Source organism: Melioribacteraceae bacterium, assembly GCA_035362835.1.
In the GTDB taxonomy this organism is placed as follows: Bacteria; Bacteroidota; Ignavibacteria; order Ignavibacteriales; family Melioribacteraceae; genus DSXH01.
Genome location: DAOSDY010000003.1, coordinates 392613 through 413734, shown reverse-complemented (window position 1 = coordinate 413734; position 21122 = coordinate 392613). Strand labels below are relative to the sequence as shown.

General features: G+C 39.8%; 18 protein-coding genes. 17 read left to right on the top strand and 1 reads right to left on the bottom strand.

All coding sequences use genetic code 11. The features are described from left to right. Nucleotide 1: 1 nt before the first annotated feature. The 8 genes from lpxA (at nt 2) to PLZ15_12895 (ending at nt 13958) form a co-directional block, all read left to right on the top strand. Entirely contained in the window at nt 2-778 is a 777-nt protein-coding gene (lpxA, locus tag PLZ15_12930) for an acyl-ACP--UDP-N-acetylglucosamine O-acyltransferase (protein ID HOI30654.1), read from the top strand. Further along, complete coding sequence (locus tag PLZ15_12925) at nt 775-1500, top strand: hypothetical protein (GenBank protein ID HOI30653.1); 726 nt, start codon at nt 775-777, stop codon at nt 1498-1500. Before lpxA ends, PLZ15_12925 begins: the two co-directional genes overlap by 4 nt. An 84-nt stretch (nt 1501-1584) precedes the next feature. Then, nucleotides 1585-2655, top strand: coding sequence for a hypothetical protein (locus PLZ15_12920; GenBank protein ID HOI30652.1), 1071 nt, complete (start codon nt 1585-1587; stop codon nt 2653-2655). After that, nucleotides 2655-3650 (top strand): D-glycero-beta-D-manno-heptose-7-phosphate kinase, encoded by a 996-nt coding sequence (gene rfaE1, locus PLZ15_12915; protein ID HOI30651.1) that lies wholly within the window; start codon nt 2655-2657, stop codon nt 3648-3650. The genes PLZ15_12920 and rfaE1 overlap by 1 nt, the downstream gene beginning before the upstream one ends. Then, on the top strand, nt 3647-4126 hold the full coding sequence (gene rfaE2, locus PLZ15_12910; protein ID HOI30650.1) for a D-glycero-beta-D-manno-heptose 1-phosphate adenylyltransferase: 480 nt from the start codon (nt 3647-3649) through the stop codon (nt 4124-4126). Before rfaE1 ends, rfaE2 begins: the two co-directional genes overlap by 4 nt. Further along, on the top strand, nt 4126-8631 hold the full coding sequence (locus tag PLZ15_12905) for a hypothetical protein (protein HOI30649.1): 4506 nt from the start codon (nt 4126-4128) through the stop codon (nt 8629-8631). The genes rfaE2 and PLZ15_12905 overlap by 1 nt, the downstream gene beginning before the upstream one ends. After that, a complete protein-coding gene (rnr, locus tag PLZ15_12900; GenBank protein ID HOI30648.1) occupies nt 8631-10730 on the top strand; it encodes a ribonuclease R in 2100 nt (699 codons plus the stop codon). The genes PLZ15_12905 and rnr overlap by 1 nt, the downstream gene beginning before the upstream one ends. 24 nt (nt 10731-10754) lie before the next feature. Further along, the gene (locus PLZ15_12895; protein ID HOI30647.1) at nt 10755-13958 is read left to right on the top strand and encodes a biopolymer transporter Tol; all 3204 of its coding nucleotides are present in this window, start codon (nt 10755-10757) and stop codon (nt 13956-13958) included. A 39-nt stretch (nt 13959-13997) separates the two neighbouring features. On the opposite strand, the gene PLZ15_12890 is transcribed toward PLZ15_12895, so the two are convergent. Then, nucleotides 13998-14219 carry a zinc ribbon domain-containing protein gene (locus tag PLZ15_12890; GenBank protein HOI30646.1) on the bottom strand — a complete coding sequence of 74 codons (222 nt, stop codon included), beginning with the start codon at nt 14217-14219 and terminating at the stop codon, nt 13998-14000. A gap of 126 nt (nt 14220-14345) precedes the next feature. Between PLZ15_12890 and PLZ15_12885 the strand changes: the two genes are divergently transcribed. The 9 genes from PLZ15_12885 (at nt 14346) to rplI (ending at nt 21122) form a co-directional block, all read left to right on the top strand. Then, nucleotides 14346-15002: a hypothetical protein gene (locus tag PLZ15_12885; GenBank protein HOI30645.1), complete on the top strand. Its 657-nt coding sequence runs from the start codon at nt 14346-14348 to the stop codon at nt 15000-15002. A gap of 119 nt (nt 15003-15121) precedes the next feature. Next, a complete protein-coding gene (locus tag PLZ15_12880; GenBank protein HOI30644.1) occupies nt 15122-16069 on the top strand; it encodes a ribose-phosphate pyrophosphokinase in 948 nt (315 codons plus the stop codon). Between the two features lie 31 nt (nt 16070-16100). After that, a complete protein-coding gene (locus PLZ15_12875; protein HOI30643.1) occupies nt 16101-16748 on the top strand; it encodes a 50S ribosomal protein L25 in 648 nt (215 codons plus the stop codon). A gap of 16 nt (nt 16749-16764) precedes the next feature. Further along, on the top strand, nt 16765-17373 hold the full coding sequence (gene pth / locus PLZ15_12870; protein HOI30642.1) for an aminoacyl-tRNA hydrolase: 609 nt from the start codon (nt 16765-16767) through the stop codon (nt 17371-17373). Between the two features lie 9 nt (nt 17374-17382). After that, on the top strand, nt 17383-19464 hold the full coding sequence (locus PLZ15_12865) for a sodium-translocating pyrophosphatase (GenBank protein HOI30641.1): 2082 nt from the start codon (nt 17383-17385) through the stop codon (nt 19462-19464). An 85-nt stretch (nt 19465-19549) separates the two neighbouring features. Further along, nucleotides 19550-19942, top strand: a complete 393-nt coding sequence (rpsF, locus tag PLZ15_12860; GenBank protein ID HOI30640.1) for a 30S ribosomal protein S6 — start codon at nt 19550-19552, stop codon at nt 19940-19942. 24 nt (nt 19943-19966) lie between these two features. Further along, nucleotides 19967-20446, top strand: coding sequence for a single-stranded DNA-binding protein (locus tag PLZ15_12855; GenBank protein HOI30639.1), 480 nt, complete (start codon nt 19967-19969; stop codon nt 20444-20446). Further along, complete coding sequence (gene rpsR, locus PLZ15_12850) at nt 20443-20664, top strand: 30S ribosomal protein S18 (protein ID HOI30638.1); 222 nt, start codon at nt 20443-20445, stop codon at nt 20662-20664. The genes PLZ15_12855 and rpsR overlap by 4 nt, the downstream gene beginning before the upstream one ends. A 14-nt stretch (nt 20665-20678) precedes the next feature. After that, nucleotides 20679-21122: a 50S ribosomal protein L9 gene (gene rplI, locus PLZ15_12845; GenBank protein ID HOI30637.1), complete on the top strand. Its 444-nt coding sequence runs from the start codon at nt 20679-20681 to the stop codon at nt 21120-21122.

Below are 21122 nucleotides of genomic sequence, written 5' to 3'. Positions count from 1 at the left end.
TATGTCGAAAATCCATCCCACCGCAATTGTAAGCTCCGAAGCTAAGATCGGGGAGAATATTGAAATAGGTCCTTACGCAATTATTCATGATGATGTTCAAATAGGGAACGATTGTAAGATCGGGCCGCATGCCGTAATTTACGACGGCGCTCGAATCGGCAACCGTGTAAAAATTTTCCAGGGCGCTTCCGTTTCAAACTTACCGCAGGATCTTAAATTCGCAAATGAGCAGACGTTTCTTCATATAGGTGATGACACCGTTATAAGGGAATTCGCAGCTCTTCACAAAGGAACCACTGCAACACACAATACTTATATCGGCAGCAATTGTTTACTAATGGCATATACTCATGTAGCGCACGATTGTAAAGTTGGCGACCGGGTAATAATTGCCAATGCCGTTCAGATTGCGGGTCATGTTGAAATTGAGAATACTGTAATAATCGGAGGGCTTTCTGCAGTTCATCAGTTCGGAAAGATCGGTCAGCATTGTATGCTGGGTGGCGGATCCATGGCTAATTCGGATGTTCCGCCGTATTGTATGACTAGCGGATTCCCTGCCCGGTTCATGGGACTGAACATTGTCGGTTTACGAAGAAGAAATTTTTCAGAAGATGATATAAACGCAATAAAAGATGCCTACAGAATATTTTATCAATCCGGTTTGATTTTTTCAAAAGCCCTTGAGGAATTGAAAGAAAAATATTCCGAGCATCCCCTCGTAAAGAATATTATCGGTTTTATTGAAAGATCCGACCGCGGTGTTATTAGAAGATGAAGTGGCAGTTAATTAAGACCGGGAGTTCTTCCGGAAGCTTTAACATGGACTTCGATCTTAACCTTGCTCAATCCTGCAAACCTGACGAAGCATTTTTCAGACTCTACAGGTGGCAGCCCTACTGTATCTCGCTGGGTGCAAACCAGAGTTTTGAGGATATTAATATTGCCAAAGCCCATCTGGATAATATTGAGGTGGTAAAACGTCCTACTGGCGGAAGGGCTATTCTTCACGCCGAAGAGATTACTTATTCGGTTGTAATGCCTATCGGTAAATCCTTATCCCCACGGGAAATCTACGAGAAAATCTCAAATGCTCTGATTAAAGGGCTTGAATTTTACAATCCCCTGCTGGCCAACTCTGAACTCGAAAAGCTTCAGCCCGACTTTCCAGGTCTGCTCAAACAACCATCCGGAGTTCTCTGCTTCGGAAGCACTGCAAAAAACGAAGTGAAATTTGCCGGGAAAAAAATTATCGGCAGTGCACAACGAAAATTGAATAAAGTGATTCTGCAGCATGGATCGATATTGTGCGGTACATTCCATAAAAAACTTGTTGAATATATTAATTCCAATGACGACCTAAAGCATGTTCTCCAAGCCGAGTTAAATCAGAAAACAATTGAAATAGAATCGATACTGAATGAGAAAGTCGACTATCCCAAACTCTCCTCCTGTCTTATCCGCGGATTTGAATCCGAGTGGCAAATAAATTTTGCATAACAGACCCGGAAGCATAAATTATTCACTTCATAAACTTCTATCTTAATGTTAAATTTCCGGCTGAAATTAAATCATTTTGAAATAATGAAAAAAATAATCCTCTTCTTTTTAATAAGCATAACACTATCCGGTCAGAATGATTTTGAATTCGATTTCTTTTTAAATGGTTCGGATGTTACGGATATTTCTTCACAGGGTAACGAAATCTGGTTCGCTACAAACGGTAACGGCCTCTTCCGCTATCTGAAAAAAGAAAATCGATGGGATCAATTCTCCACTTCGAAGAATAACCTGCAACACGATTTTTTTTACTGCGTTGCTGCAAATAACGAATATGTCTGGGCCGGCTCAATCGACGGGCTTTTCATTTACGATAAGAAAAGAAATAGTTGGACAAAAAGGAAGTTCGGCCTGGGTGGGCAGCTTAGCAACTGGATCCGTTCAATTGCATACGACGATTTCGAAAAAGTTGTTTGGATCGGGAGATTTCAATATCTAACTAAGTATGACGAGAAGACCAGACGGTTCACCGATTACGATTTGACAATCCGGGGCAACCAGAAAACAAACACAATCAAAACCATCAAAGTGGACGGCGACAGTCTGGTCTGGTTCGGTACTGAGGCAGGCCTTCATAAATATGACAAATTGAGGGACCTGAATGAACCGGGAGCGATCACTTTTTATGACAACAGATTTAACTATTTTAACGGCGAGGGAGAACAGATTTCGATTTCGGCCCTGATGAGCGAACGGAATAATCTATGGATCGGATTGGATGAATTTATTACGGCCGAACGGCCCGAATTCAACCTCGGGGGACTTTTCCGTTTCAACAGGAAAAACGACTGGTTAAGATTCGACGACTCAAAAGGATTATCCGGAAACGGAATTAATGACCTCGAACTTACAGGAAATTTTATATGGGCCGCTCTTTATCAATTCGGTAAAGCTACCAAGGAAACATACGGGCGGGGATTAGTATTGATCAACCGGATATCGAACCAGGTTATTCCGGTTAGGGATGAAAGGATTCCTCAGACAATAAATAAATTATTTTTTGACGGTACCTTCCTTTGGCTTGGTACAGATAAAGGACTTATAAAAATAAATTTCTTTAACCGCCTTGCTCAATGGACAGAAGGAGAAAAGTGATGCTTAATACTTCTCTAAAAAAACTGAAAGCAATTCAAAACAATTTCAACGGTAAGAAAATTGCAGTAATCGGCGACATGATGCTCGATTGTTACTATTGGGGTAATGTGCAGAGAATTTCTCCGGAAGCACCAGTCCCGGTTGTAGAGGTTGATAATGAGTTCTCCAGATTCGGCGGCGCTCTTAATGTAGCATATAATATTTTAACGCTCGGCGGAATTCCAATTCCGCTCGGTGTCGTCGGCATCGACAGCGATGCAAAACTGATCAGAAATCTTATGAGCAAAAGCGGGATAAACGACCAGGGAATGATTCCGGATAAAGAAAGATCTACTACATCCAAAACCAGAGTGATTGCAGATAATCAGCATGTTGTAAGAATCGACAGGGAAAGCACTTTTCCGATCAGCTCAAAAATTGAAAACAAACTTCTCTCCTTTTTGAAAAAGGAAATAAAAAAAATTGACGCAATAATTCTTCAGGATTACAACAAGGGTGTTCTAACTCAAAACTTTATTTCCAGTATAATCTCTATTGCTGCGGAATCGAAAAAAATCATTACCGTCGATCCAAAATTCAACAACTTCTTTACTTACCGGGATGTAACAGTCTTTAAACCGAACAGAAAGGAAACTGAAGACGCATTAGGAATCAAAATAAAATCGGCTCATGATATTTCCAGGGCAGGCAAAAGTCTCCTCGAAAATATAAAAGCAAAGTATGTACTCCTTACACTGGGGGCTGAAGGGATCGCTCTGTTCGAGAAAGGGAAATCCGAACGCAGAATACCTACAAAGGCCAGAAAGGTTGCCGATGTTTCGGGCGCCGGAGATACCGTTATATCAACTCTTACTATGGCTCTTACTGCAGGTGCCGGTATTTATGATGCGGCATATCTCGCAAACTTTGCCGGCGGACTCGTATGCGAGGATGTTGGTATAGTTCCAATTGACCAGAAGAAACTTTTTGATGCAGTTATCGGGGAATTGAAATGAATAATTTTAAAACAGTCGACGAACTTGTACTGATCAGAGGAGAATTAAAAAAACAGAACAGGAAAATTGTCTTTACAAACGGATGTTTCGACATTCTTCATGCAGGTCATGTGGATTATCTTTCCAAGGCAAAATTGTTCGGCGATGTTTTGATTGTTGCATTAAACTCCGATGAATCTGTTGCCAGGATCAAAGGAAGCAAAAGGCCTATAGTACCCTTCAACGAAAGGGCTTTCGTTATAGCGAATCTTAAAGCTGTCGATTACGTTACAAAATTTGAAGAAGATACACCGTTCGAGACAATAAAGAAAATTGTTCCAGATATACTTGTTAAAGGAGCCGATTGGAATATTGAGAATATTGTTGGAAGGGATATTGTAGAAGCTGCCGGGGGTAAAGTGGAAACTATTGAATTTGTAAATTTTCAATCGACTTCAGGCATTATCAAAACTATTCTTGAAAGATTTGGCGGATAATGGAAGATCAGGAAGTAAAACCGAATGAAATAAAGGCAGAAGAGAAACCGCCTGAGAAGAAGAAGCGATCGGTTTTCCGGAGAATAATCAATGTCTTCATACTCTTTTTTCTTGCCGTTATTTTTCTTCTGGTTCTCTTTCTCGGCTTTTCTCAGACCGGCACATTCAGGGAATTCTTACGTAATACCCTGATCTCCGAAATCAGCTCTTCAATAAACGGAAAACTCTACATTGAGAAGATTGAAGGAACAATTCTCACTTCAATTTTCCTGCGTAACACTGTACTTACAACATCCGGAGATACACTTTTTACCGCAAAGAAAATAGAAATAAAAACCAGTCCTCTTCAACTACTTCTAAAAAAGATTTTTTTTAGAAAGATTCTTATAGAGGATGCAAAAATAAAACTGCTGCAGGATCAGGACGGCAATTGGAATTACGAGAAATTATCCCCCCCTTCCGAGGAGGATACCGCCAAATCGGAATTCTCGTTTTATGTTCAGGTTAACGACCTTCAGCTTAAAAACATTGCTGTCATTCAGCAGTCATATCCGAACATTAATTCAAATGCGGTTTACAAGACAGTTAACTTTGACGATTTGCGCATAAATAAACTTTTTCTCTCCGCTCAAGCTTTCATCGACATACCAAATTCAGATTTTCTTCTGGTATTAAACGAGCTTTCATTTAAACCGAACCTTAACCGTTTCAGACTCCAGAACATCTCGGGCGAATTTGCGGTTACAAAAGATTTTGCCTCTGTAACCAATTTCGCATTTATTACCGACAGCAGCGATGTCCGGATTGATGCGCGTCTCGACAGTTTAAATCTATTTGGAAATGTAGAACTTGAAGATTTTAAGAACTACCCTCTTTCAATCAATCTTGACGCATCTTCATTCAACTTTGACGACCTTTCCTCTTTCATAGATGCAACGGAAATATTAAAAGGAGATCCTTCAATCGAATTGAAAGCCAGAGGCAAATTCGGAGGATTTTCGATTGAGAAGCTCGCTGTGGATTACAGGTCAACTCATTTTGAAATAGGCGGACAGGTTTTAAATCTCAACCGTCCAGAGGATCTATTCATTAAAGCGCAAATAAAGGATACAGACATTAATTACAGAGATGTAAATGCACTCCTGCCTGCGTTAAAGTTACCCGAGTTCGCACAGCTTAAAGTAAGCGGAGTAAATATTGATTACGAGGGAGAACCGGTTAATTTCAAATCTGTCTTCTCCGGTAATATTGAAAACGGCTCTCTCAAATTCGAAGTTGCTATGAATCTTGAAAAAGAGCCTATGACGTACGATATAAAATTCGAGACGGAGAATATAGACCTCAATCCGGTTATTGGAATTACAACTGCGCTCAACTCCAAAGGTAATTTGATTGGCCGGGGTACTTCCCCTATGGATCTTAATTATAATTTCAACCTCATTTCAACCGCATCAAGGTTCAGGGAAATTCCCATCGATAATTTTCATATTATATCGAAAGCCGCCGATAGAAAAATTGATATAGAAATGAGCGGGAAAAGTAAAAACTCCGAAGCTCTTATTACAGGAGATTTAAGTTTCGATAACGATACGATTCCGGCGTTCAGTTTTCTTGGCAGTTTGAATCGCCTTGACCTCTCCTCTTTTATCGAGGGGGATTATAAAAGCGATCTGAATTTCTATTTCAGTGCCGAAGGTAAAAATTTCAATCCCGATGAGCTGACAGGAATCTTTTCAATCGGAATCGATTCGTCGAAATACCGGGGTACCAAAATTCACAATTCAAGTATCGACGTTACATTCACAAAAGATTCTTCATACAGGGAGATAAAATTCGGATCAGATTTCGTTGATTTTAAAATTGACGGGGAATTCTCTTTCAAAGACGCTATCGACATTGTGGCTTTTGAAGGGGAAACAATTTCAAGAATTATTACAAACAAACTGAAAGAGCTTAATCCACTTTCGGTGATGGAATCCGGTTCGTCCGATCTATATACCGAAGAAATTCTTCCGGATATCATAAACAAGGATTTAAAATTTAATTTCGATTTTAATTTCAAAGACTTCGCCCTAATTACAGAACTGATCGGTTTCGAAAGATTCGATATTATGGGATCGGGTTCCGGTTCGGTTGATAACAGTCCCCCGAACTTTATGATTAATTCTAAACTGGATCTCGATTATCTTGTTTTTACAGAAGAGAATTCAACATTATATCTTTCCGATCTTGTTACGGAGCTGAATTTTGTAAGGGACAACCGCCATGCTGCATTCGACAAGCTTTCCGGTTCCGCTCTGTTAACCGGTAAAAGATTTTATGCCGGAAGTTACATTAAGGACATTGCAGCCAATCTAAAATTCAATGAGAGCAGATTATTTTTTGACGCCTCGGCAAATTTTGAAGATCTAATTCACGCTCAAGCCAGCGGTTTCATACTCATGAAACCCGTTGAGCAGCAGATCAGGATCGGTAGTATTAAAGCAGATTATGACGGACTGTTATGGACAAACAAAGACACAATTGATATTTTCTTTAATCCTTTCCGGTTCAATATTGCCAACTGCACTCTTTACAATGATACTTCCTCAATAAGTTTCAAGGGTTCGATAGAAAGCAGCGGGGATCAAAATCTTCAGCTGCTGGCTAACAATATTTCGGGTAAGATTTTGAGCCGGTATTTATTCGGCCAGGACGATTACAAACTGAAAGCGGATGCCGACCTCAAAGCAACCATAAGCGGAAGTTTTGATGACCCTTATATCAACACATCTGTAAAACTAAATAATCTGACTTATGGTAATCACAAGCTCGGTTACCTCGACGGTTCAATCCGTTATCTTAATAAAACCGTATCGACCGATATCCGCTTTATCGATTCAACTTACAATACGGATAAACCTCTTTTAACTTTGAACGGCACTATTCCGATCGATTTGAGTTTTGCGACGGTTGAAAAAAGAATTAGCGATACAAAGGAGATGGATTTAAAAATTTATTCTCGCGATTTCGATTTAAGATCGTTTGCCAATCTCCTTCCTAACATCGCTGATCAGAGAGGAATTCTTTTAACCGACCTGTCAATTAAAGGACGCCTCGATAATCCTGTTTTCTCAGGTTACCTAAGTCTAAATGACGGATATTTCTTATCCAAAGACACTAATCTTCCCTACAGCTGCGATCTCAGACTAAACTTCGAAAGACAGGGATTGCAGATCGATTCTCTTGTAATTGCCAACGCAGGAGGTACGAGGTTTCCAGGACGTATTAAAGGGAGCGGATCAATTGTGTTTGACGGATTTAAGCCGAAGGATATGTCAATCCGTTTCAACGGCGATCTGGCATTATTCAGCGATCTTTCCAGGTCTACAAGCCCGTTACTTTACGGGGACCTTAAGATCGGGACAGGAGACGACTGGATCTTAACACTCCGGAACAACAGGTTATTCTTCAGAGGTGATATTCTGCTTAAAGAAACCAACCTTACTCTTACAACATCGGATCAATCAACCGTAGCAAGCAGTAATTATAATGTAATCTACGTAGTAGATTCCAGCAAGTTAGATCTTGAGCAGGTTCGATTTCAGGAAATACTGGAAAGCGAAGCAAAGGGAGTTGATAATAACGGCGATGAATCGATTCGTCTTGATTATGAGATCGGTGTAAAAGTTGAGAACAGCGCACGTGTTAATATTATTCTTTCACAGGCAGTAAATCAGAAACTTCTTGTTGAAATGAGAGGCGATTTGAATTACGAAAGTGTTGCCGGAGAAGTTAGAGCGCAGGGAGCTTTTGACCTTATGCCCGGTTCCAAACTCGAGTTCTTTAAGACTTTCGATGCCGAAGGAAAGATCCGTTTCGAAACCGATATCACAAATCCTTATCTCGATATAATCGCTACATATAAAAACGATTACATCGATCCGCGCAATTCCAGTGCTGCTCCCCAGGAAGTAGCCGTTAAAATAAAAATAGCAGGACCACTGAATGACCTCGGTAAAAACCTTGCCGGCAATCCGGAAAGTATGGGTGTTTATGTCGGCTCCCGGAATATTCAGAATAATGTAAGAGAATCACGTTACGACTATGCCGATGCGTTTTCGTTTATACTAATCGGGAAATTTAAGGATGATTTAACGGCACAGGACAGGGCCCAGGTTGCCGGTCAGACGAATGCTATCGGAAATACCGCTACATCATTCCTCGGATCTGTTCTTACAAGTTTCGTAAATTCGGCAGTGGGAGATCTCGTTAATAATATTCAAATCAGCCAGGCCGGAGATTACACCAAGTTCAGTCTGTCGGGAAGGATTCAGAACCTGAGATACAGTTTCGGCGGTACAACGGAAGTATTTCAGAATATTGGCAAAGCAAATCTTAAGATCGAATACTTATTCAATCCGAGATTTTTAATAAGACTGGAAAGAAAAGATCCTATTGGTCAGACATATGTTATTGACGAAAAAATAAACGAGATGGCATTAAAATATAAATTCGAGTTCTAATGAAAAAAGAAATAAAATCATTCTTTAAAAATCATCCTTCCCTTAAAGTAAAAGGGAAAGAAATTGCGAAGCATTTTGGAATTACAGAAGAATATGCTTACGCAGAACTTAAAAGCGTTTTGTATAAGCTTACCGAGGAAGGTTATCTTGAAAAGCAGGGTAAGAGATATTCACTCAGCAGTTTCGGAAGTGATAAACTTATCGGCCAGCTTCAGATTGTTGGTGAAGGCGATTACGGGTTTGTAGTGCTGAAAGATCAAACATATAAAACAGATGTGTTCATATCGGGGAAAAATCTTGGTACGGCTTTCGACGGTGATATTGTTCATGTAAATCTTCTGTCGAAGAAACACGGTAAGAACATAGAAGGACAGATTGTTGAGATTGTTGAAAGAAAGCAAACTGAGATTGTAGGTAGATTGGAGAAGAGCAGATCTTTCTTTTTTGTAGTACCCGACAACAAGAAAATCCACCGCGATATTTATATCCCGCCGGAAAATCTGAAAGGCGCCAGTTCCGGCGATAAGGTTGTTGCCGGGAAAATTGAATGGAGTTCACCTGATCTGAACCCGGAGGGACATATTCTAGAGTTACTTGGCAAAGCCGGCAGTTACGATGCCGAAATAGCATCAATTGCAAGGGAATTCGGACTCTCATACAAGTTCACAGATAAAGTATTGAAGAATGCGGATTCAATTTCAGAATCGATTCCGGAATCCGAAATCAAAAAAAGGCTCGATCTTCGGGATTCGGTTACTATTACAATTGATCCTGAGGACGCAAAAGATTTCGACGACGCGGTTTCAATTGAAACTCTTGCCAATGGAAATTTTTCAGTAGGAATTCATATTGCTGATGTAAGCCATTATGTTACCGAAAATTCCCCCATTTATAAGGAAGCTCTTAATCGTGCTACCAGTGTTTATCTGGTAGGCAAGGTTATCCCGATGCTTCCTGAGAAATTATCGAACATTGTTTGTTCCCTGGTTCCAAACAAAGACCGATTGACATTTTCCGTAATAGCCGAAATGACACCGAACGGAAAAGTTGTCTCTTATCAGATAGTTAAATCCGTGATCAACAGTAAAAGGCGATTCACATATGAAGAAGCCCAGAAGATTATCGAAACTGAAAAAGGTGATTATGCCGATAGAGTGCTCTTATTAAACAAGCTCGCAAGGAAACTGAGAGCCAAGAGAATAAAAAAAGGAAGTATAAACTTTTTTTCTCCCGAAGTTGTCTTTAAACTTGACGAAAGTGGTATCCCTGTAGATATTAAAATTAAAGAGGTAAGGGAGAGCAATAATCTAATTGAAGAATTCATGCTTCTGGCCAATCAGATTGTTGCAGAACATATTAAACCCTTAAAGAACAAAATTCAGATTCCGTTTGTTTATAGGATACATGATCTGCCCGATAAGGAAAAAATAATTGAATTTTCTCGATTCGTTAAATCGTTGGGATATTCATTTGATCCGAACTCAGCAAGCAAATCAGAACAGTTTCAAAAACTTCTTGAGAGCTGCGAAGGGACGGAAGAGGAAGCAGTTATAAATGAAATTGCAATTAGATCGATGGCAAAGGCGGTTTATTCGACAAATAATATAGGGCATTACGGTCTGGGATTTAAACATTATACCCATTTTACCTCTCCTATTCGCCGTTTTCCGGATCTTATTGTTCATAATTTGATTTTCAGGTATTTGAAGAATAATACAGAGAAAAATTTTTCTATAGAAGATTTAGAAGAAATTTGCAATCATTCTTCTGCGATGGAAAGAAATGCTATAAACGCCGAGCGCCTTTCCGTGAAGTTGAAACAAATTGAATATTTGCGGGGTAAAGTAGGAACTGAATTTCACGGTGTTGTTTCCGGAATTACAAGCTTTGGAATTTTCATTGAGCTTAACCAGAATCTGGCCGAGGGATTGATAAGATACAGGGATCTGGAAGATGATTATTATACGTTCGACGAAAAGAATTACTCCATAACCGGTAAAAGGACCGGAAGAAGAATTCGGTTAGGAGATAAAGTGAATGTAAAATTGGTCCGCGTAGATAATGAAAAAAGAGAAATTGATTTTATTCTGCTTGACTAAAAGAATTACATGAAAGGTACAACAATGAAAAAAATATTTTATTCTATTATAGGTCTGATGCTTTTTTCAAGCGTTGCCTCCGCCCAATTCGGACAGAATAAAGTTCAGTATAAAAACTATAACTGGCTGTTTATTCAGACCAAACACTTCGATGTTTATTTTGCCGAAGGCGGTGAAAGAATAGCCGAATTTACTGCCGCTGTTGCAGAGGATGCAATTAATAAACTTCACATGGATTTTAATTACCTGATCAATAACCGTGTTGCTCTTATTGTTTATAATTCCCATAATGATTTTATAGAAACCAATATAACCGATCAGTACCTAAGTCAGGGAATCGGCGGATTTACTGAACCGTTTAAAAACCGTGTAGTTTTTCCGTTCGAAGGATCATACGAAAAATTCCGCCATGTAATTTTCCACGAGCTTGTCCATGCAATTATGCAGGATTTCTACTACGGCGGAACAATTCAGAATATTATTTCAAAGGGAATTACTCTTCAGCTTCCCCACTGGTTCATGGAAGGCAGCGCCGAATATTTGTCTCAGGGCTGGGAAACCAACACGGACATGTTTATACGAAACGCCATAATAAGCGAACAGTTACCGGATATTGAAAGACTTACCGGATATCTCGGTTACAGAGGCGGGCAATCGGTATTCAAATATATAGCTGATACTTATGGAAGGCAGAAGATCGGCGAGCTTGTTAATAAAATTAAATCGCTCGGTTCCGTTGAAGCCGCTTTAAAAGGCTCAATCGGAATCAGTATGGAAGAATTAAATGAAAGATGGAAGAAAAGCCTTAAAAAAGAATACTGGCCGGACATTGCCGTTAAGGAAGATCCGGATGAATTTGCCAAGAGACTAACCGATAACCGTAAAGACGGTGGATTTTATAACTCAAGTCCTGCCCTATCGCCTCAGGGTGATAAGATTGCGTTTATATCCGACCGCGATATTTATCTTGATGTATATATAATGGAAGCGAGCACTGGTAAGATCCTTAAAAAGCTTGTAGAAAGCGGCAGAGCAAACGACTTCGAAGAACTGAATCTTCTCCATCCTTCACTCACATGGTCACCGGATAACAGAAGGATTGCGATTTCACTTAAGAGCGGCGGATACGACAGGATTTATTTAATTGATACTGAAACCGAGGAAAGCACAGAACTCCCTTTTCAATTCCCGGGTATCGAGTCTGTTAACTGGTCACGGGATGGCAACAGGATCTCTTTCAATGCTCATAATGCAACTCAGTCGGATATCTATTTTTACGATCTTTCTACCGGAGCGCTTGAGAATGTTACAAACGATATATTCAGTGATACGGATCCCGTATGGTCGCCCGACAGTAAAAAAATTGTCTTCGCCTCCGATCGGAAAGATATACTTAACGGTTCCGCGGTTGGAGAAAATTTCTTTATGTACAATCACGAATTTGGCCAGCTCGATCTCTATATAATCGATGTAGAATCCAGGAAAATTGAGAGACTAACAGATTGGGAATTCAGCAATGAAAGATTTGCAACATTTTCAGATCAAGGAGATGAAATTTTATTCGTTTCCGATAAAAACGGTATAGATAATATTTACAGGAAGAAAATAAGAGGAGCCAATTCATCTGATGAATTGAAGTTAACAGATATAAAGGCAATTCCAATTACCAACTCATACGGTCAGATAAGTCAGATTTCAACATCATACGACGGTAAAAAGCTAGCGTTTACATCACTTTACAAGATGGGTTATAATATTTTTATGCTCAGTAATCCGTACGAAATGAAACTGGATTCAGATACTCTTAAGCTTACTAATTATATGGCAAGTCTGGTAAATAAAGGAACTGGACCGGCTAAATTATTTTCGGATGAAACTTACGCCGAAAAGAAGGATTCGGTAAATAACGGTATTGCTGCAGATTCAGATACAACCGTTTCAAAATCGAAAAAAATATTTGTAGGCCAGTATGTTACTGACGAGGAAGTGAAAAGCGATTCGGTAACTAACAATTACAGAAAATATGTATTTGGCGGCGAGGATATTCCATCCGACAGCACGAGAATAATAAACCGTGATGAGTTGTTCGCTCAAAAACTAGATCCGGACGGAAACTTTCTTGTTAACAGGTACAAGATTAATTTCTCCCCCGATCTCATCTATGCAAATGCAGGATACAGTTCTCTTTACGGGCTGCTCGGAACAACCGTACTTTCGTTCAGCGACGTTCTCGGCAATCACCGGCTTATTGGAATTACCTCACTACAGATTGACATTAAAAACAGTGACTACGGACTTGCATATTACTATTTAGAAAACAGGATGAATTTCGGAATTGAAGGATTCCATACTGCAAGATTCCTATACAGGTCTTCGTTCTTCGGATCGGAGCTCTACAGGTTCAGGAATTTCGGGGCAGTAGTTTCAGCAAGCTATCCAATAAACAGATTCTACCGGTTAGACGGATCATTAAGTTTGATGAACGTAACTTCAGAGAATCTCGATAATATTTCTGTACCGTCCGATAAAGCGACATACATTGTACCTGCTGTAAGCTTTATTCATGATAATGTAATGTGGGGATATACTTCTCCGATTGAAGGGACAAGATACAATTTTACTTTATTCGGCAATCCGGGTATAACCAGGAAGCAGCAGAGCTTTTATTCGTTAGTATTCGATTATAGAACATATCTACGTTTCTGGTTCGATAATTCACTTGTATTCAGATTTTCGGGCGGCTACTCGGGCGGTGCCAATCCCCAGAAATTCTTTATGGGCGGAACCGACAACTGGATAAACAGAACTTTTGCAACACAGGATATACCGATTGAAACGGCCTCCGATTTTGCATTTCTCACACCCGCAATGCCGTTAAGAGGATTCGACTACGCGGAAAAAATCGGCTCCAAATATTCCCTTGTCAACCTCGAATTAAGAATGCCTCTGATCCGTTACCTGCTTACTGGACCGCTGCCGCTTCTGTTTCAGAATATTTTGGGTGTTGCATTCGTGGATGCGGGCGCAGCATGGTCGAATACAGGTAAATTGAAACCGTTCACAAAGAATCAGTTCGGCAATACAATTACAAACGATCTTATGATAGGAACAGGAGTGGGATTCAGGTTATATCTGCTGTTCCTGTGGCGTTTCGATGTTGCATGGAAATATAATGTGCAGGGTTTTTCATCGCCAAGATATTATCTCTCGATAGGATATGATTTTTAAGAGAAGCCCCGCTAATGCGGGGCTTTTTTTGCAGGAAACCTAGTCTTTTTTCGATTCCTTTTTACTGTCATTTTTAGAATTGGATTTGTAATCGGTCTGGTAGAATCCGCTTCCTTTAAAAATTGGTCCCAGTCCGCCTCCAATAAGACGTTTAACATGTCCTTTGCAGACAGGACATTCTTTAGCCGGCTCCTCTGTAATTTTTTGAAAAAGTTCGAATAAGTTTCCGCACTCAAGACATTTATATTCGTATGTCGGCATAATACCTCTATGTAAAAAATTATTTAAGCGGTGCAAAAATAGTAAGCTTGTATTTCAAATCAAATTTCTATTTTGTTATCCGATATTTTTGCATATTGATGATGTAAAAAAATACGAATTTATACTATGAAGAAATTTTCCGCTTTTTTACTTCTCCTTTTTCTCGCCGGGTGTTTGAATTATAATCAGGTAACAACAATCAAAACGGATGGATCCGGAAGTATGTTCATTCACTACTGGATGAAATGGACCACTTCTCGTGATTCACTAATAGTTGAGCAGCTCGGTTTATTCAATCAGGATTCCGTTTATAATGAATTCATATCAGAATTCAGTTCCATTAAAAATGTAGAAGTCTACAGGGATTTTTCCGACAGTACGATTCACGGTAAAGTTGATTTTGAATTCAACAGCCTCGACTCTTTGAATCAGCTCCCTGCTTTCAGAGATTCTAAATTATCAATTAAAGACGGTGAAGATAACACGAAAATATTTTCGCAGTTTATTGCCCCGATTGCAACCGGATTCGGGATGAAAACGAGAAATTTTTCGCTTTCATACATTTACTATCTGCCGGGCGAAATCCTGAGCCATAACGCAACCGAAATCTCGAGGAACAAATTGACCTGGCAGTATTATCTGGATGAAATAGGTACAGGGAAATATATTACCGCTACTTACAGGCCTTTTAAGCTGAAAGAAACTCCATCCTGGATCTATTATAGCGCGTTATTTGTTCTGATTATTGTGATTATTTACGTCTTCAGCAAAAGATTTAAATAGAATTTTACCTCTAAGTACTTGATTTATATCGACTTGCAAGTAGAAAACAATGTTGACTAACCATTGTTAATTGTATATATTTGGCGTCTGTTTTTTGTGATTAACTAAAAATAATCCGTTTGGAACAAGAACCATTAATATTTTCCGGTACATCTAATCCAGAGTTAACAGCCAAAATCTGCGAATATCTTGGTATTAGACAGGGCGAGATCGATTACAAGAAGTTCAGCGACGGTGAAATATGGGTAAAATTTAAGGAGAATATTAGGGGAAGAGACGTATACATAATTCAGTCGACTCATCCCCCCGCAGAAAATTTAATGGAGTTGTTAATCATGCTCGATGCAGCCAAACGCGCATCGGCTAAGAGAGTAACAGCAGTTATTCCGTATTTCGGATATGCAAGACAGGACAGAAAGGATCAGCCCAGGGTATCTGTCTCAGCTAAACTGGCTGCAAATATTATAACCGTTGCCGGAGCCGATCGTGTAATAACAATGGATCTTCACGCGGCGCAGATACAGGGATTTTTTGATATACCTTTCGATCACCTTTATGCATCGCCTGTATTTACTGTCTTGTTCAAAGAAAAAATTGAAGACCTGGTTGTTGTGGCCCCTGATATCGGCGGGATTAAATTAGCACGTTCTTATGCAAATAAACTCGATGCTGATTTTGTTGTAATAGATAAAAGAAGACCCAAGCATAATGTTGTTGAATTTATGAACATAATTGGAGATGTAAAAGGGAAAAACATTCTGCTTGTAGACGATCTTATTGACACAGGCGGTACATTTGTATCGGCTATAAACGCATTAAAAGTAAACGGCGCGAAAAAAATATTCGGTGTTGCTACACATCCTCTGCTTTCGGGCGAAGCCGTTGAGAAACTTGAAAAAAGCGAAATTGAAACTCTTTATGTCACGGATAGTATTCCGCTTAAATCGAATAGAAGCAATAAAATAGTTGTAAGAACCGCTTCTGGACTTTTTGCGGAAGCTATCATCAGATCGAATAGAAATGAATCGATCAGTTCTTTATTCGAAATAGATAAAGACAAATTATAGTTTTAAAATAATTATCAGGAGTTATTAAGAGATGTCAGAAATAAGTATCAAGGCGAAAAAAAGAATATTATCGACCAAAGGAGCCGTAAATAAATTAAGAAGAAATGGCGAGGTACCGGGAATATTCTATACCAAAGGAACTGAACCGATTGCTATTTCCGTTCCGGAATTGTCACTTCATCCGATTGTTTATACTGCGGAAACCCACATAATTAATCTGGAAGTGGATGACAACGAAGTAAGAAAATCCATTCTTAAAAACATTCAGTTTGATCCGGTAACAGATAAGGTTATTCATTTCGATTTTCTCGGTATTTCACTCGATCAGGAAATTGATATCGAAGTACCGATTGCTCTTACAGGACAGGCAAAAGGAATTAAGGAAGGTGGTATTATTCAGCAATCGATGCATAAACTACAGGTTTCGTGTCTGCCGGGTGATATTCCTGAACATATTTCAATTGACGTTACAAACCTCGGCCTGGGAGATGCAGTACACGTTAAAGATCTTGCAATCGAGAAAGTTAAAATACGTCACAATGAAGAAGTGATAATTGTTGCTGTTGTAATGCCGAGAGCACAGGTTGAAACACCTGCAGCGGGTACTGAAGTTCTGGCAGAAGAAAAAATGGAACCCGAAGTGATCTCGAAAGGCAAGCAGACTGAAGAAGAGGAATAATTGAGTTTTGCGTGCTGTGATCGGTCTGGGTAATCCAGGTAAAAAATACGAATCGACACGTCATAATATTGGTTTTCTGATTCTTGATGCATTCGCTGAAAAGCAGAGGTTGTTTTTTAAGTCTTCTAAAAGAGACTATTTATATTCGGAAGGTACATTGCGATCTTCCGATTTTTTTTTAATTAAACCAACTACTTTTATGAATTTGAGCGGCATTGCCGTTCTTGATTTTATTTCAGATCATCCTACCATGATGAATGATCTTCTTGTTATTACCGATGATGTGAACCTTGAACTCGGTAAAATACGTTTAAGACAAAGCGGCGGCGACGGTGGCCACAACGGTCTGAAATCCATAATATACCATTTACAGAACGATAACTTCCCAAGGTTGCGATTTGGTGTTGGCAATAAGTTCGATGAGGGTGAATTGGCCGGGTATGTTCTTGACCGGTTTTCCGAAAAAGAATTAGATTCCATCAAAGAAGGTTTTGATCTGTCGGTAGATCTGGTTTATCATTTTATTGCAGGCGGTTACAAGTCTATGATGGACCATTTCAGCAGGTTTAATAAAATGAAAAAGTCTGATCAGCAGGAATCAGATAAAATCGAAGGGCAAAATTAGGAGAATAAAATGACCTGGCTTATATATATAATTCCGGTATTCGGACTTCTAGCATTACTCTATTCCTACCTTAAGAACTCCTGGATCTCCAGACAGGAACCGGGCAACGAAAGAATGATTGAAATCTCTAATTATATTAGAGAGGGTGCAATAGCATTTCTTAAGACCGAATACAAAGTTTTGATCTTTTTCGTCCTGGCAATTGCACTGCTTCTCGGAATTTCTAATAACGGACGAGCCGATTCTTCATGGCTGATAGCAGTTTCATTCATCGGTGGAGCATTCAGTTCAGCGCTTGCCGGATTTCTAGGAATGATGGCCGCTACAAAAGCAAATGTAAGAACAACAAATGCAGCGAGGAAAAGTTTAGGAGCTGCGCTTCAGATAGCATTTTCCGGCGGTTCTATTATGGGTATGAATGTGGTTGGACTCGGTATTCTGGGATTGGGACTTCTACTTATACTCTATTCATATTTATGGGATGTGAATAATACATTCGAATTAGGCAGAATAATAAATGTAATTTCCGGTTTTTCACTCGGTGCGTCTTCAATTGCTCTTTTTGCAAGAGTTGGAGGCGGAATCTATACAAAAGCTGCAGACGTTGGCGCAGACCTTGCTGGGAAAGTATACGAAGGGATTCCAGAAGATGATCCGAGAAATCCTGCTGTGATTGCAGATAACGTAGGTGATAATGTTGGTGACGTAGCAGGAATGGGTGCTGACTTATTTGAATCTTTTGTTGGCGCGATTGTCGGCACTATGGTTTTGGGTGCAATATTTGCAAGTCCGGAAGTACCTGAAATCGGTCTTGAAGCAGTATTACTTCCCTTACTTCTGGCAGGAACCGGAATAGTACTCTCGATAGTAGGTGCATTTTTTGTCCGTGTAAAAGAAGGCGGAAATCCCCAGAGAGCACTGAACACCGGTGAGTTTCTTGCCGCAGGATTAATGATTATAGCTTCGTATTTCATTATTACAAATCTATTACCGGAGAGTTGGACGTTTGAAGGTTTTAATTATACCAGTACGGGAGTTTTCTACGCTACATTAATAGGACTGGCAGCCGGAGTTCTCATAGGTATTATTACGGAGTATTATACAAGTACGGATAACAAACCTGTTTTCGAAATTGCCAGTCAATCTGTAACCGGTGTTGCAACGAACATCATTTCCGGCCTTGGTGTGGGCATGATGTCTACAGCTCTTCCAATAATTATTATCGCGGCTGGAATTATTGGTTCATTCCATTTTGCCAATCTCTACGGAATTGCTATTGCAGCACTTGGAATGCTTTCAACAACCGGAATTCAATTAGCAGTTGACGCATACGGACCGATTTCTGATAATGCAGGAGGAATCGCCGAAATGTCCGAGCTTCCCAAGGAAGTCCGTGAGCGAACGGACAAGCTTGATGCCGTTGGAAATACAACAGCTGCAATAGGAAAAGGATTTGCAATTGGATCTGCAGCATTAACAGCTCTGGCATTATTCAGCGCTTATATGCATCAGGCACAAATTAAAGTTATAGATATTGCTCAGCCGATTATAATGGGCGGAGTTTTTATAGGTGCGATGCTTCCTTTCCTTTTCTCGGCGCTTGCAATGGGAGCTGTAGGGCGTGCCGCGAAACAGATGATTATTGAGGTAGGAAGGCAATTTAAGGAGATTAAAGGATTAAGAGAAGGAACTGCGAAAGCCGAATATTCAAAGTGTGTTGAGATTTCAACTAAAGCTGCTATAAGGGAAATGATTGTTCCCGGACTTATGGCGGTTGTTATTCCGGTAGTTGTCGGTTTCTCCAGCAAGGAAATGCTGGCAGGCCTGCTTGCCGGTGTAACCGTATCAGGTGTATTAATGGCGATTTTTCAATCAAATTCCGGGGGTGCCTGGGATAACGCAAAAAAACTGATTGAAGGCGGAATTGAAATTGAAGGATTTAATTATGTAAAGGGCTCGGATGCCCATAAAGCTGCGGTTGTTGGAGATACAGTGGGAGATCCGTTTAAGGATACATCGGGTCCGTCACTTAATATCCTTATAAAACTTATGTCCGTTGTATCTTTAGTTATTGCGCCGCTTATTAAATAGTCTTATTTTTACGAGCTAATTTATTAACCCTGCTTCCCCATTCTCGCGATGCGGGAGGCCAAAAGTCCAAAGGGAGGTGAAAAGAATGCGAGCCAGAAACTACGAAAGCGTCGTTTTAATTAATGCGGCTCTCGAAGACGATCAGATCGAATCAACGATCTCCAGAATACTTGAAGTAATCACTACAAACGGTGGTGAAATAATTGAAGCCGATAAATGGGGCAGAAAACGCCTCGCTTATCCGATCAAGAAAGCTAAAAGCGGTTATTATTTAGTTCTCCGCTTCAAAGCTCCAACCGAATTGATTTCAATTTTAGAACGTAATTACCGCCTGGATGAAAACATCATCCGTTACATTACAATTGCTCTTGATAAAAATGCTCTCGAAGCAATCGCCAAGCAGAAGGAATCTTCTAAAGCCGCTGAACCGGTTGTTATAGAGGTAGAAGCTAGTACTAACGAAAGCAAAGAAAACTAAATTAGTCAAGTAATGGAGGTCACGATGGCTGAATTAAAGATGCCAGAACTTAACAGCGTTATTGTTGCGGGAAATTTGACAAAGGACCCTGTATTCAGACAAACTTCAAATAATACCCCAGTTGTGAACTTTCACATTGCTGCCAACAGAAGATACAAAGACAGCAGTAATCAGTGGCAGGAGGATGTTTGTTATGTCGGTGTTGTGGCCTGGAATAAATTGGCCGATAGCTGCAAAGACAGACTGAAGAAAGGGAGCGCTGTACTTATAGACGGCGAGTTGCAAAGCAGAACATTTAAAACAGAAGATGGTAAAAACAGAACGGTTGTTGAAATAAAAGCTAAGAGAATTCAGTTCCTGAATAAATTCAGCAAGAATCAGGAAAACGGGATTGATATTGCGGTCGATTCTTCAGTTGAGGAATCGGATTACGAGGACAATTCGTTCGATAAATTTTTAACTGATGAAGAATCAGATTTAATGAAAAATGGTGACAAACAATGAGAAAAGAAGTAAAACAAAAAAAAGTAAAAAGAATCATCGATAGTTATATCGATTACAAGGATTCTAAACAGCTCCAGAGGTTCCTTACGGACCAGGGGAAAATAATACCGAGAAGGATAACAGGGCTTAGCGCAAAACAACACCGCGAACTGGTAACTGCAATTAAGAGAGCCCGTCATTTGGCAATTCTACCGTTCGTTTCCGAAGCGGTTAAGTAACAGGGAGTGATACAATGAAAGTAATATTAAGAAAAAACTTTGATCAGCTCGGTAAAGTGGGCGATGTTGTTAACGTTAAAGACGGATATGCAAGAAATTATCTTATTCCCCGCCAGATTGCATATCAGGCAACCGCCGGAAATATCCGCGCTCTGGAAGAAGAGAAAAAACAACTTCTTAAAAAAGAAGCTAAAGAACTTGATTCTGCTCAGAAACTGGCTTCAGACCTCGAAAAAATTTCGATCACTATTCCGGTTAAAGTTGGTGAAGAAGAAAAGATTTTCGGTTCTGTTACACACCAGATGATCGCAGATGCAATCAAAGATAAAGGCTTTGAAATAGATAAACGTAAAATTGATATTACAGAGCCGATCAAGGCGCTTGGAATTTATACTGTATCTGTAAAACTTCATCCGAGCGTTGCTGCCTCAATTAAAACCTGGGTCGTAAGAGAATAG

Bases quoted from the DNA above. Each gene is read 5' to 3' on its own strand.
- lpxA (HOI30654.1), top strand. From the start codon at position 2: ATGTCGAAAATCCATCCCACCGCAATTGTAAGCTCCGAAGCTAAGATC.
- PLZ15_12925 (HOI30653.1), top strand. From the start codon at position 775: ATGAAGTGGCAGTTAATTAAGACCGGGAGTTCTTCCGGAAGCTTTAAC.
- PLZ15_12920 (HOI30652.1), top strand. From the start codon at position 1,585: ATGAAAAAAATAATCCTCTTCTTTTTAATAAGCATAACACTATCCGGT.
- rfaE1 (HOI30651.1), top strand. From the start codon at position 2,655: ATGCTTAATACTTCTCTAAAAAAACTGAAAGCAATTCAAAACAATTTC.
- rfaE2 (HOI30650.1), top strand. From the start codon at position 3,647: ATGAATAATTTTAAAACAGTCGACGAACTTGTACTGATCAGAGGAGAA.
- PLZ15_12905 (HOI30649.1), top strand. From the start codon at position 4,126: ATGGAAGATCAGGAAGTAAAACCGAATGAAATAAAGGCAGAAGAGAAA.
- rnr (HOI30648.1), top strand. From the start codon at position 8,631: ATGAAAAAAGAAATAAAATCATTCTTTAAAAATCATCCTTCCCTTAAA.
- PLZ15_12895 (HOI30647.1), top strand. From the start codon at position 10,755: ATGAAAAAAATATTTTATTCTATTATAGGTCTGATGCTTTTTTCAAGC.
- PLZ15_12890 (HOI30646.1), bottom strand. From the start codon at position 14,219: ATGCCGACATACGAATATAAATGTCTTGAGTGCGGAAACTTATTCGAA.
- PLZ15_12885 (HOI30645.1), top strand. From the start codon at position 14,346: ATGAAGAAATTTTCCGCTTTTTTACTTCTCCTTTTTCTCGCCGGGTGT.
- PLZ15_12875 (HOI30643.1), top strand. From the start codon at position 16,101: ATGTCAGAAATAAGTATCAAGGCGAAAAAAAGAATATTATCGACCAAA.
- PLZ15_12865 (HOI30641.1), top strand. From the start codon at position 17,383: ATGACCTGGCTTATATATATAATTCCGGTATTCGGACTTCTAGCATTA.
- rpsF (HOI30640.1), top strand. From the start codon at position 19,550: ATGCGAGCCAGAAACTACGAAAGCGTCGTTTTAATTAATGCGGCTCTC.
- PLZ15_12855 (HOI30639.1), top strand. From the start codon at position 19,967: ATGGCTGAATTAAAGATGCCAGAACTTAACAGCGTTATTGTTGCGGGA.
- rpsR (HOI30638.1), top strand. From the start codon at position 20,443: ATGAGAAAAGAAGTAAAACAAAAAAAAGTAAAAAGAATCATCGATAGT.
- rplI (HOI30637.1), top strand. From the start codon at position 20,679: ATGAAAGTAATATTAAGAAAAAACTTTGATCAGCTCGGTAAAGTGGGC.